This window comes from Vulcanimicrobium alpinum, from assembly GCF_027923555.1.
Taxonomy (GTDB): Bacteria; Vulcanimicrobiota; Vulcanimicrobiia; order Vulcanimicrobiales; family Vulcanimicrobiaceae; genus Vulcanimicrobium; species Vulcanimicrobium alpinum.
In genome coordinates this window covers 310687-323300 of sequence record NZ_AP025523.1, presented here as the reverse complement: position 1 = coordinate 323300, position 12614 = coordinate 310687, and the positions used below count along the sequence as shown (strand labels likewise).

The window sequence follows — 12614 nt, the reverse complement described above, 5'->3', positions numbered from 1 at the left end:
CATAACGACCCGTCGCTCCGTGCGTTGAAAGCTGGCGAGGTCGTGTTCAGTGCGGGCGACCAGGGCGACGCGATGTACGTCGTCGTCGAAGGTTCGGTCGACATCATCCTCCCGGATGGAACGGTCGTCGCGACCGTCGCCCCCGGCGGGATCTTCGGAGAAATGGCGATCGTCGACGGACGCGAACGCAGCGCGACCGCAACGGCGAAGGAAGCCTCGAAGGTCGCGCCGATCAATACGCGGCGCTTCACGTATCTCGTGCAGAACACACCCTTTTTTGCGATCGAAGTGATGCGTACGATGGCAGAGCGGCTGCGCACGATGGACGCGAAGGGCATCGGACCGGTCTAACAAGGAAACGAGCCCCCGCCGTTCGGCGAGGGCTCGTTCACGCGGGTGCTACTTGCTCATCCCCTTCTTGCGGCAGTAGCCCTTGACCATCGTCTTGTCTTTTTTCATGTAGCCGTGAACGTAGACGGAGCCCTTCGGACAGGTCGTCTTCGCCATCGACCCCATCATCGCGCCGTTGCCGTGACCCTTCATGTTGCCGCCGGCATCCGCCAGCGCCGAGCTTGTGCCGAGCGAGACGATGAACGCCGCGGCCGCGAGAGATGAAAGAAAGTTACGCATGAGTGCCTCCCGAGATGAAAGTGGGATGCGGCACGCTTTCCGGCAGGACCCCCTCTCGTCCTTGTCTCGCTATCGAGGCGAACGACGCGTGAGTTCGCGCACGCCGTCCGGTTCGGCGACCAGCACGGCGTCGGTGAGATCGTTCGAGAAAAGGCCGGTCGCGACGACGCCGTGGATGCCGCGGAGCTCGCCGTCGAGCGCGGCGGGGTCGCCGATCGCCCCGAACGCGCAATCGAGGATCGCGTTGCCGTTGTCGGTGAGGAATGGCGGATCGCCGCCGCGCCGCACCACCTGCGCGCCGAACGCCGACGCGATCGCACGCTCGACGTACTCGACGGCGAACGGCACGACTTCGACCGGCGTGCGGAACGCGCCGAGGCGTTTGACGAGTTTCTCCGGCGTCACGATGACGACGAACGTGCGCGCCGCAAGCGCGACGGCTTTCTCGCGGAAGAGCGCGCCGCCGCCGCCTTTCGTGAGCGACCAGTCGCCGGCGACTTCATCGGCGCCGTCGATCGCGACGTCGATCTCGCGGCCGGCGAACGGGACCAGCGGGATCCCGCGTTCGCGGCACAGCGCTTCGGTGGCGTGCGACGTCGCGACGGCGGTCAGCGCGTCGCCGGCAGCGACGCGCTCGCCGGCGCGCTCGATCGCCCAGTGCGCGGTCGTCCCCGTCCCCAGACCCACGCACATCCCCGACCGCACATAGCGGTCGACCGCGGCAAACCCCACGGCCCGTTTCGAATCGTCGGCGGCGCTCACGCGTGCGGTGTTCCGCGCCCCACGGCGCGCACCCGCCCCGCGACAGCCGGCGTTTCGTCGGCGGCTGCCGGCGGCTCGGCGGGGAGGCGCGGCGTGAAGAGCGCGGGATCGACGCCCTCATCGCGCAATTGTGCGGCGCGCACGGCCGCACGCGCGCCGGAGATGCTGCCGTCGGCGACCTCGCCGAGGAACGCCGCGGTCTCCGCGGCGCGCAGGCTGAAGAGCGCGTCGGCGACGCCGCGCGCGACGTCGCTCACCGCTTCGAGTTCGTCGATCTCGTAGGCGCCGTCCGTCGCGCTGTCACGGCCGCCGACGAACAGGATCGCGTTTACGTGCCCGCGCACGGCGAGCCGGAAGGCAAAACCTTCGCGGCCCAGCGCGCTCGGCTCGCCGTGGAGACGCCGCAGGTCGACACGCTCCTGGTCGCTGCGCAGCGCCACCGCGACCGGATCGTCGATCCCGATCCGTGCCGCGGCGGCCGGGCCGCGCGCGTCTGCGCGCTCGAACGCCGCGTCGCGCAGTTCGTAGAATGCGACCGCGCGCGCGCACAGCGCATCGTGAACGAGCGCGAGCGCCTGCGCGATCACGCTAGCGCGCAGCGTGATGACGCCGGCGCGGCGGCTGGCAAAGGCGTGCAGATCGGCGATGCCGCGGTCGCGCTTGGCGAAGATGATCCGCTTGAACGTCTCTTCGAGCCAATGATGGACGCTCCCGAACGTCAGCACGATGACGAACGCGACGCCGAATTGGAGCGCGACTTCCCAGCCGGAATGCGGTCGGGGCGCCGGCTCGGCGGCCGCCGTTCCGTGCGCGGCCCAGCGTTGGAGCATGGGATCCGCCCAACGCTCGACCAGCAGTTCGCTGCCGGCGATCGCCGCGCCGACGATGGCGGTCATCGTCGCGACGATCAGGATGCGCTTGACCACGACCTGCACGTCGACGACCTTGTAGGTCGGGATCGTGATGATGAATCCGATTGGGATCGCCAGCAGCGTGAACCACGAGGTCTCGAATCCCGGTGAAGCGCCGCGCCCCAGTTCCGTCATCAGCGACAAGGCGACGCCGGAGAGCGCGGTGACGACCGTCGCGAAGATGATGGCGTTCTTTTGCCGCTCGTCCGGGTCGCGCGCGAGCCGCCACGCGACGGCGAGCAGGACGACGGGCGCGATGAGTTTCACCGCGATCTCGCTGAAGTCGTTGCCGGCAGCGTGCAGCCAATGGACGAGCGCCGGCGCGTCGACGCGGTCGACGATCGGCGCGAAGGTTTCGTCAAGCGTCCCCAGCAGACCGATGCCGAGCCCGGCGATCACCACACCGCGCGCGACGAGGATCGCCTGCCGCACGCGTCCGTCCTGCGCAACCGACGCGAGCGCGAACGATTCCGCCATCGCGTAGAGCGCGAAGGCGGCGACGTACGCGAGGACGTTCGCGAGCGTCCACGCGGCGAGCATCGCGCCCTCGGGAAGCGGACCGTAAAATGCGGAGAGTCCAGGCGCGTATGCGGCGCAGAACAGCCCGAGCCACAGCGACGGCATGTCGCGCCCCCACCACAAGATGAACAGCCCGAAAGCGGCGAACAGCACGGCGGCAACCGCCAGCGAGTCGAGTTTTCCAGCCATCGGTCCGCTGCGCATCCGCACCAGCTCGACGCCGATCGTCCCGGCCGGAACCTCGGGATCGTTCACCGCGACTGCATACGGCGGCGTCGCGCTGTTGCCGATCCCCAGCGCAATCTGCACGCGCTGCGCGAACGGAACGACGTCCCAGCGGACGTGCTTGCTGCGGTCGATGCGGCACCCGCCCGTCGCGTCGACGGCGAACGAGTACGCGGCGATCGAGAGCAGGATGCCGACCAGGAGCGTCATCCCCACTCCGACGACGGTACGACGGCTCTGCGTCACGGCGGGAACCGCTGGTCGGCTTTGTCGCGGGCGCGGCGGGGCGGCAGAACCGGTTTTGCTCCGACGCCTCCCGGATCGGTCGCGGGACGATGCACGTCGGCGTTCGGCGCCGGCGTGGGGCGCGGAGCCGGCGGTCCCCCGCCCGGCCCGGGCGGCGGTTTCGAATCGTCGTCGAGGCGGGTGTAGACGATCGACGGAAGATCGGCGACGGTGAGCGGGGCGAGCGTCGGACGCCGGGCCGCGCCGGTGAAGAAGCGCGCCGGAACGAGGAGCGCGGCGGTCTTCGCCGGCGCCGCGAGTGCGTCGATCTTGCGCTGCAGCGACGCGTTGGAGCGATCCAGGCGCTGCGCGTTGCGATACGCGTCGATCGCGTCGCCGGCGCGCCCCAGCGCGGCGAACGAGTCGCCGATCGCCTCGTACGCGATCGCGCTGTTCGGCTCGATCGTCAGCGACGCGCGCTCGTCGGCGACGGCCTTGTCGTACTGCTTGAGCGCGAGCAGCGCGAGCCCGCGATTCCGGTAGGCGAATGCATCGTTGGGCGAGAGCGCGAGGGCCGCGCTCTCGTCGTCCACCGCACCGGGCAAATCGCCCAGACGGTAGCGCGCGACGCCGCGCCGTTCGTAGGCGCTCGCGCTCCGGGGATCGAGCGCGATCGCGCGGCTCGCGTCGTCGATCGTCCCTGCGAAATCGCGGTTCCCTTTCGCGTCGGGCGCGTAAAAGCGCGCCGCGGCGCGATAGCGAAACGCGAACGCGCTCGCGGGGCGCAGGCCGATCGCCGCCGTCTCGTCCGCGATCGCCTCGGCGTAGCGATCGAGGTAGTAGCGGGCGGCGCCGCGCATCTCGTACGCGAAGGCATTCTTCGGGTTCAGCCCCACGGCTTTCATCTCGTCGGCGATCGCCTCGCCGTAACGGCTCTGGTAAAAGTACGCGGCGCCGCGTTCGGCGTAGGCGTAGTCGGACTTCGGATCGCGTGCGATCGCCGCGGTCTCGTCGGCGACGGCCCGGTCGTAGGTGCCGAGCTGATCGTAGGCGGCGCCGCGGATCTCGAACGCCAGGGCCGACGTCGCGTCGATCGCGAGCGCAGCGGTCTCGTCGGCGACCGCTCCGGCGTAGTCGTCGCGGTCGTACTTCGCTCCGCCGCGGATGCGCAGCGCGTACGCTCGCGTCGGGTTGCTCTTCAGCGCGGCGGTTTCGTCGGCGATCGCTCCGGCGGAGTCGTCGCTGTAGTACTTGGCCGCGCCGCGAATCTCGAGTGCGAAGACGTCGTCGGGTTCGATCGCGAGGGCTGCGGACTCGTCGGCGATCGACCCGGCGTTGTCGCCCGCATCGTGCTTGGCGGCGCCGCGGATGCGCAGGGCGTAGGCGTTCTTCGGATCGAGCGCGAGCACGCGCGTCTCGTCCGCGATCGCGCCGGCGTTGTCGTCGAGATAGTACTTCGCCGCGCCCCTGATCCGCAGCGCGAAGACGCTGTCGGCAGCGACGGCCAGCGCCGCCGTCTCGTCGTCGACGGAGGCGTGATAGTTCCCGGCGTAATAGTTGGCCGCGCCCCGCATCCGCAAAGCGAACGCGTCCTTCGGGGCTCCGGCCAGCACCGCGCTCTCGTCGACGATCGCACCGGCATAGTCGAGCAGATAAAACTTCGCCGCGCCGCGGATGCGCAGCGCGTACGCATTGCCGGGCTCGATCGCCAGCGCTGCATCGTCATCGTCGACGGCTCCACGGTTGTCGGTGAGCCCGTATTTCGCTGCGGCCCGTACGCGAAGCGCGTAGGCGTTCTTCGGCTGCGCGGCGAGCACCGCGTTCTCATCGTCGATCGCGGCAGCGTAGCGGCCCAGATCGCTGTACGCAGCGCCGCGGTACATCCGCGCGTTCGCGGCCGCGGGGTCGACGGCGAGCGCCTCGGTCTCGTCGGCCACGGCGCCGGCGTTGTCGTCGAGATAGTATTTCGCCGCACCGCGGATGACCAGGGCGAAACGGCTCTTCGGCACCTTCGCCAGCGACGCGTCTTCGTCGACGATCGCGTCGCGATACTGGTTCTTGTCGTAGTGCGCTCCGCCGCGGATGCGCAGCGCGAAGGCGTTTCCGGGGTCGCGTTCGAGCGCCGAGGTCTCGTCGGCGATCGCCGCGTCGTCTTCGTCGAGATAGTAGTGCGCGGCGCCGCGCAGCGCCAGGTTGCGTGCGCTCCGGGGTACGATCGCGAGCGCCTTGGTCAGATCGTCGACGGCACCGCGGAAGTCGCGAGTCGCGTACCGCGCGGCGCCGCGCGTCTGCAGCGCCTGGTAGGCGCCGGGATCGATCGCGAGCGCGGCGTCGGCGTCGGCGAGCGCGCCTGTGTTGTCGCCGAGGTCATACTTCGCCGCGGCCCGGTATCCCAGCGCAAGCGTGTCCCGCGGATCGCGCTCCAGCACCGCGGTTTCATCCGCGATCGTCGCGCGGTCGTCGTCGATGTACCACTCGGCGATCCCCCGCAGCCGCAACGCGATCGTGTCCCGCGGATCGGCGGCGACCGCTGCGCTCGCGTCCTCGACCGCGCCGCGGTTGTCGTCGAGATCGTACTTCGCGAGGGCCCGGATTCGCAGCGCGAGCGCGATGCGGGGGGCGACTGCCAGCGCGGCGTTCGCGGTCGCGAGCGCAGCCTTGTCGTCTCGCCGCTGCACCTCGAGCCCGGCGCGGACCGCCAGCGCGAGCGCGCTGCGCGGATCGGCGGCGAGCGCCGCCGCGACGTCGGACGCGATCGCCGGTGCAGCGGGATCGAGGCCATATCGCGCCGCCGCGCGCACCGCGAGCGCTTGCGGATCGCCGGGGTGCGACGCGAGCGCCGCCGTCGCCGCCTGCGCCGCCTCGGCGAAGCGATGCTGGGCGAGCAGGGCGTGCATCCCGGCGGAGTTCGCGCTCTGGCCCGATGCGGGCGCGCAAACCGCGGCGACGAGGATCAGCAACGTCGCCGGCCGGGAAACGGCTGCAAGCGCGGTCGTGAGCAGGTTCACGTCACACAAGAAGGGAGGGCCCGGGCGGGCCCTCCCACTTGCATGTCGCCGGAGGACTGCCCTGCCTAGCGGAAGGCGGGCAAGTCCGGCAGCGGCTCGACGACCTTGAACGTCAATTCGGCGCGATCGCCGTCTTGGTCGATGCGCACGACGTCGCCGTCGCGCACCTCCCCGGCGAGGATCTTACGCCCGAGCGGCGTTTCGATCTCACGCTGGATCGCGCGCTTGAGGGGACGCGCGCCGTACGCCGGCTCGTAGCCGCTGCGCACCAAGTGTGTCTTGGCGGCGTCGGTAATCTCGAGCGTGATCCGCCGTTCGCGCAGCCGCGCGCGCACGCGATCGAGTTGAATCTCGACGATTTCCTTGAGCTGCTCCTCGGAGAGCTTGTGAAAGACGACGATCTCGTCGATGCGGTTGAGAAACTCCGGCCGGAACCGCTGACGCAGTTCGTCCATAATCGTCGCGCGCATCACCGCGAACTCCGCCCCGTCGGTGTCGCTCGACGCGTCGAGGATACGATGCGAGCCGATGTTCGAGGTCATGATCACGATCGTGTTCTTGAAATCGACGGTGCGGCCCTGACCGTCGGTCAGGCGGCCGTCGTCGAGGATCTGCAGGAACACGTTGAAGACGTCGGGGTGCGCTTTTTCGATCTCGTCGAAAAGCAGCACCGAGAACGGACGGCGGCGCACCGCTTCGGTGAGCTGCCCGCCTTCGTCGTAGCCGACGTATCCCGGCGGAGAACCGAGCAGGCGCGCGACGCTGTGCTTCTCGCCGTACTCCGACATGTCGATGCGCACCATCGCGCGCTCGTCGTCGAAGAGAAACTCGGCGAGCGCACGCGCGAGCTCGGTTTTGCCGACGCCGGTGGGGCCGAGGAACAAGAACGATCCGAGCGGGCGATTGGGATCGCCGAGCCCGGAACGGGCGCGGACGATCGCCTCGGCGACCGCCGTCACCGCCTCGTCCTGGCCGACGACGCGCTGATGCAGTTCGCGGTCGAGCGCGAGCAGCTTCTGGATCTCGCCTTCGAGCAGCTTCGAGATCGGGATTCCCGTCCAGCGGCTCACGATGGCGGCGATGTCTTCTTCGTCGACCTCTTCCTTGAGAAGACGCGACGTGCCGGGCGCGCTCACCGTCGCTTCCTTCTCGCGGAGCTGGCGCTCGAGTTCGGTCAGACGACCGTACTTGAGTTCCGAAGCTTTCGCGTAGTCCGCGGTCTGCGAGGCGCGCTCGATCTCGAGCTTGGTCTGTTCGATCTGCTCGCGGATCGCGCGCGTCTGCGCGACGATATCTTTCTCGCGCTGCCAGCGGGCGCGCAGCCCGTCCGTCTCTTCGTGCAGGTCGGCGAGTTCGGCTTCGAGTTTCGCCAGCCGCTGTTTGGACGCGTCATCGCTCTCCTTGCGCAACGCCTCGCGCTCAATCTCGAGCTGCATGATGCGGCGCAAGGCTTCGTCGAGTTCGGTCGGCATCGAGTCGATCTCGGTGCGGAGTTTCGCCGCCGCTTCGTCGACGAGATCGATCGCCTTGTCGGGCAGGAAGCGATCGGCGATGTAGCGGTTCGAGAGCACGGCGGCGGCGACGAGCGCCGCGTCCTTGATGCGCACGCCGTGATGGACTTCGTAGCGTTCTTTCAGTCCGCGCAGGATCGAGATCGAGTCCTCGACGGAGGGCTGATCGACGAAGACCGGCTGGAAGCGCCGTTCGAGCGCCGCGTCCTTCTCGATGTACTTGCGGTACTCGTCGAGCGTGGTGGCGCCGATCATGTGCAGTTCGCCGCGCGCGAGTAGCGGCTTGAGCAGGTTACCCGCGTCCATCGAGCCTTCGGTCTTGCCGGCGCCGACGACGGTGTGCAATTCGTCGACGAAGAGCAGCACGCGACCCTGGGCGCTGGTGACTTCCTTGAGCACGGCTTTGAGCCGCTCTTCGAACTCGCCGCGATACTTCGCGCCGGCGATGAGCGCGCCCATGTCGAGCGAGATCAGGCGTTTGTCTTTGAGCCCTTCGGGGACATCGCCGCGCACGATGCGCTGCGCGAGCCCTTCGACGATCGCCGTCTTGCCGACGCCGGGCTCACCGATGAGGACCGGGTTGTTTTTCGTGCGGCGCGAGAGCACTTGCACGACGCGCCGGATCTCGTCGTCGCGGCCGATGACCGGGTCGAGTTTGCCCTGCTCCGCGGCGCGCGTGAGATCGCGGCCGTAGCGCTCGAGCGACTGGTACGTGCCTTCGGGGTTCTGGGTGGTGACGCGCTGGTTGCCGCGGACGTCCTTCAGCGCGGCGAGAAGTTTTTCGCGGGAGAGGCCGAGCTCGCGGAAGATGCGGCCGACGACGCCGCCGTCGGCGGTCATCGCCAGCAGCAAATGCTCGACGGAGACGAAGTCGTCGTTGAGTTTCTTCGCCTCGTCGTCGGCGACGGAGAGCAGGCGCGTCAGCGACGCCGCAACGGTGACCTGACTTTGTTCCGCGTTCGCGCCGCTATAACGGGGGAGCGATGCGATCGCGCGAGCGAGCCGCTCCTCGATCGCGGCCCGGGCGATGCCGGCTTTCTCGAGGACCGGCGCGGCGATGCCGTCCGTCTGGTCGAGGACGGCGGCGAGCACGTGCTCCGGTGCAGTCTGAGTGTTGTGTTCCGCCAGCGCACGCGAATAGGCGGCGTTCAGCGCCTCCTGCACCCGCTGGGTCATGCGTTCGACGTTCATTTTCGCACTCTAAGACCGCGAGTGCTAACACCACGGTTGCATCGCCGCCCCCTCCACCGCCCAGCGTGCCGGATTTTCCAGGGCAGAATAAGCGCCGAACGTCCCGTCCGGCCCCTGGGCGCTCCAGCGTCCTCTTTCATGCTTGCCGTACGCACAACAAAGCGCACTATCGTCCGCTCTCGGAACCTGCATGCGCCGTTCACGGTTGACCCGGGCGATGGACGTCCTGCACGTGACGCGCGCGCGTGAATAGCGCCTCCCTTCCGGCGCTCGCGCACGCCGCGTTCCGCGCGCTCTTCGTGTACGACGTCGCGGACACGATCGATCTCGAACGCTTGCGCACGGTGCGCGGCGAGGGCGTCGCCCGCGCGCCGCTGCAGCTTCGCCGCGAGGCGAGCTCGGAGTTTATCCAGTATCCCGTCGCGCCGCTGATCGTGCGCCTGCCGGATCTCGAACGTCCAGGCGCGACGATGCGCGCGAAGATCTTCGATTTCGGCGTCGTCTCGATCCGCATCACGATCCCGTTCGCCGGAACGTGGGAGGAGTTTGCCGCGCTGACCCGCCGCGAACGGCGGGATTCGCGGCTGGAAGTGCTCGCGCGGTCCGCGCTCGACGACGTCCTCGCGGAGATCAGCGGCGCGCTCGATGATCCCCACCCCGCGCTGATCGAAGACTACTTCATCCTCGAGGTCGAGCAGTTCGACGTGCCGGTGACGGCGCAGCACCTGACCGGGCCGCTCGGCCCCGCGCTCGCGCAGTTGATGCTCTTCGAGGACCGCGAGCTCGTCTCGAGCGAGCAGACCGAAGCGCTGCGTCTCGCGTTCTCGTACTATCCCGACGATCTCGCGGTGATTCAATGGGATGCGGCCTTCGTCTACGACCGCGCCGAAGGTGCCGAAGCCGTCGAGGACATCCTCGAGTTCGCGAACTCACAGCTCGTCGAGTTCCGCACGTACGACGCGCGGCTCGACGAGGAACTCGACGCGATCTACCGGCTCGAACCGGGACGGCGCTCACGGCGCTTCTCGCGCCGCCGCGACCGCGATCGCGCCGAGGCGGTGCGCTTTCTGCTGGTCGACGTGCTCGAACTGACCGACCGCACGACGAACGCGCTGAAGATCATCGGCGACGCGTACTACGCGCGCCTCTACCGCGCCGTGGCAGGACGCCTCGGCTTGGCCGACTGGCAGCGCCAAATCGACGCCAAACTCCGCAGCGTCAGCGAGGTCTACCGCGTCCTCCAGGACGAAGCGCAGACCGAACGCAGCCAAACGCTCGAGATCATCGTGATCGTCCTCGTCGCCTTCGAAGCGATCCTCGGCGTGCTGGCATTACGTCACTAACCCCGTCACCCTGAGCCTGTCGAAGGGCGGCCGCGATCGAGCCCTCGAGAGGGGCGATGCAGGGGACGCTTCGACGGGCTCAGCATGACTTAGCAGGGTGCTGAAATGGCCGGCCGATGCCGAGCCATTTCAGCACTCGTAGCGGTTCTGACAAGGGTTTCCATCGCGGAAGTCTCTCGTTCGGGGCATTTTTGGGGTGTTGCAACCTCGCATCACGCCGCAGCCCCAATCAGATTCCGTATCCTCGTCAAGTTGAATGCCGCGGCGGCGAAGGTGAATATCCAGTCTACGCGATCTCGGCCCCGATGTCGCGTCTAGGGAGCGCTCCGACCGTTTTGAGCCAACCGAAGATCTCTTCAACACGCTTGCGCTTTCGTTGACTCCAAACATACCCGGGGTGCCGCGTCGTCCGCCCGTCGATCGCGCTACTCCGTCGAGGGTCGCTTGTACATGCCACATGAGGTGTAACTTCGCGTTCACGACACTGCGCGATGAAGTCCGCGACGTCGTACCCTTTGTCTGCGCCCAGCGTAATACGTCCGCGATTCCGCAACCGATCTACCAATGCGAGCGCTGCCTCTCGCTCGGCGCGACCGCTGGCTATCGTGAGCGTCGCCTGTGCGACCAACCCGTTTCTATTCTCCATCAGTACGTGGTCGTGATAACCCAGGTGCGATGCTTGGCCTCGTGCCTTCTTGACCAAACGCGCGTCGGGATCGGTCCGGGACGCGTGCGTTTCATTGCTGCGGCGCTCGTCGCGAAAATCGACCGTTGGATTGCTTCCCGGTCCCGGACGACCATCGCCTGAGTCGTCCTTGGGTCGAAAACTCTTTTGGCCGGCCCAGGCTTCAATCAGCGTTCCATCCACGGTGAAATGCTCATCCGATACGAGTTCGCGCGCCTGAGCGATGGCAAACACTCGGTCGAAAAACGCACGTGCGATATCACCTTGCATTAGCCGTTCACGGTTCTTGGTGAACGTGGTCGCGTGCCAAACGGGATCGTCCGTATTGAGCCCTACGAACCATCGAAAAAGCATGTTGTAGTGCAACTGCTCGATCAGCATGCGTTCGCTGCGAACGCTGTAAAGCAGTTGCAAGAGCGGCGCTCTGAGCAGATATTCCGGCGGGATCGAGGCACGACCGTTGCTCGCATATAGCTGGCTGAAACGCGGCGAGAGATCGCGCAGAACGGGGTCGATCAACGCTCGCATCGCGCGTAATGGATGATCTTTCGGAATCCGATCCTCATCCGCAACATAACTCCACATGCCGCGCTGCACTTGGCCGAGTCCCTATAATTGATGGGCGCTTCAGGACTTCGGGTGGGCGGGCAAGAGGTCGAGCCCACCACAGTGGAATAGAATCGCCGCTGCAAATCGGCCCTCATTGCGATAGCCGCGCGCGCGGAATTTGATCATTTGGATCTTACTGTTGAGGCTCTCGGCTGCCGCATTGGTGATCGGCTTGCGAATGTACGTGATGATGTTCGCAAAGTGACGTTTGAGCGTGCGCGCGACGCTGATCATTTCGGGCAATTGAGAGTGCGTCGCCCACCGGTACCAATCGGCAAAGAAACGACGCGCTGCGGACTCACGCCGATATCGCCAGAACTCCGTAAAGTGCTCCTTCATCGACCACGCGCGGCCAAGGCGTTTGTACTGGCTCCGCAAGGCGCTCAGATCACGTCGTTCGTCGCGGTCGAGATTCGCAAACGAGCGCAACCAGGAATACTTAGTCCCTTTCAATGCCGTTCGGTCGAGCGTCTTGTCACGCATCATCGCTCGACGAGTGAGATCGACGGCTTTGGTGAGATATGCCGTGATGTGGTACTTATCGAAGACGATCTTCCGTGCCGCATCGGGCACGTGTGCTACGGTCGACTCGAAGTACGGCTGCCACATATCCATCGCGATGCCCTCAATGGCATGAAGTTGTTCGTGCGAAAGGCCGTCGTAGAAAGCGTCAATCGATTCGCGCTTGCGACCGCGACCGACCCACAGGACCTCGCCGCGGTCCAAGTCGGACACGATCGTGAAGTACCGATGCCGCTTTTTGACGGCCTTCTCGTCGATGCCGAGATGCCGCACAAGACGTGGCAGTCGCCGCTGCTTACCGCGCTCGACCGCCCGGAGCATAATGGAATCGACTTGGTCCCAGCTGATGCCCAAGCGACGCGCGACCGCCGCGACGGACATCTCGAGTAGGAGGGCGATCGCCAAACGCTCGAAGCGCGACGTAAACAGTCAAGTCCCAAATCTGCTGTAATTCCGGTTCGTCGATCGCGTAA

At 67.0% G+C, this 12614-nt stretch carries 8 protein-coding genes and 1 pseudogene; 2 read left to right on the top strand and 7 right to left on the bottom strand.

Features of this window, described 5'->3' with window-relative positions; all coding sequences use genetic code 11:
- Window positions 1-24 precede the first annotated feature (24 nt).
- The gene (locus WPS_RS01565; RefSeq protein WP_317996108.1) at window positions 25-351 is read left to right on the top strand and encodes a Crp/Fnr family transcriptional regulator; all 327 of its coding nucleotides are present in this window, start codon (window positions 25-27) and stop codon (window positions 349-351) included.
- A gap of 48 nt (window positions 352-399) precedes the next feature.
- Here WPS_RS01565 and WPS_RS01560 read toward each other — a convergent pair whose 3' ends face one another.
- From WPS_RS01560 to clpB, 5 genes are all read right to left on the bottom strand, one after another.
- Window positions 400-630, bottom strand: a complete 231-nt coding sequence (locus tag WPS_RS01560) for a hypothetical protein (protein ID WP_317996107.1) — start codon at window positions 628-630, stop codon at window positions 400-402.
- Window positions 631-699: 69 nt separating this feature from the next.
- Window positions 700-1392 carry a ribose-5-phosphate isomerase RpiA gene (gene rpiA / locus WPS_RS01555; RefSeq protein ID WP_317996106.1) on the bottom strand — a complete coding sequence of 231 codons (693 nt, stop codon included), beginning with the start codon at window positions 1390-1392 and terminating at the stop codon, window positions 700-702.
- Window positions 1389-3263 carry a hypothetical protein gene (locus tag WPS_RS01550; protein ID WP_317996105.1) on the bottom strand — a complete coding sequence of 625 codons (1875 nt, stop codon included), beginning with the start codon at window positions 3261-3263 and terminating at the stop codon, window positions 1389-1391. The genes rpiA and WPS_RS01550 overlap by 4 nt, the downstream gene beginning before the upstream one ends.
- Before the next feature lie 26 nt (window positions 3264-3289).
- Window positions 3290-6280 carry a tetratricopeptide repeat protein gene (locus WPS_RS01545; RefSeq protein WP_317996104.1) on the bottom strand — a complete coding sequence of 997 codons (2991 nt, stop codon included), beginning with the start codon at window positions 6278-6280 and terminating at the stop codon, window positions 3290-3292.
- A 65-nt stretch (window positions 6281-6345) separates the two neighbouring features.
- Complete coding sequence (clpB, locus tag WPS_RS01540) at window positions 6346-8982, bottom strand: ATP-dependent chaperone ClpB (RefSeq protein WP_317996103.1); 2637 nt, start codon at window positions 8980-8982, stop codon at window positions 6346-6348.
- A gap of 245 nt (window positions 8983-9227) precedes the next feature.
- Between clpB and WPS_RS01535 the strand changes: the two genes are divergently transcribed.
- Window positions 9228-10325: a hypothetical protein gene (locus WPS_RS01535; protein ID WP_317996102.1), complete on the top strand. Its 1098-nt coding sequence runs from the start codon at window positions 9228-9230 to the stop codon at window positions 10323-10325.
- Between the two features lie 212 nt (window positions 10326-10537).
- Here the strand turns inward: WPS_RS01535 and WPS_RS01530 are convergent.
- Window positions 10538-11595 (bottom strand): annotated as a pseudogene (locus tag WPS_RS01530) (IS5 family transposase).
- Window positions 11596-11637: 42 nt separating this feature from the next.
- Entirely contained in the window at window positions 11638-12570 is a 933-nt protein-coding gene (locus tag WPS_RS01525) for an ISL3 family transposase (RefSeq protein ID WP_317997587.1), read from the bottom strand.
- Window positions 12571-12614 lie beyond the last annotated feature (44 nt).

Excerpts from the sequence above, each read along its gene's own strand:
- WPS_RS01560 (WP_317996107.1), bottom strand. The coding sequence starts at position 630 with ATGCGTAACTTTCTTTCATCTCTCGCGGCCGCGGCGTTCATCGTCTCG.
- clpB (WP_317996103.1), bottom strand. The coding sequence starts at position 8,982 with ATGAACGTCGAACGCATGACCCAGCGGGTGCAGGAGGCGCTGAACGCC.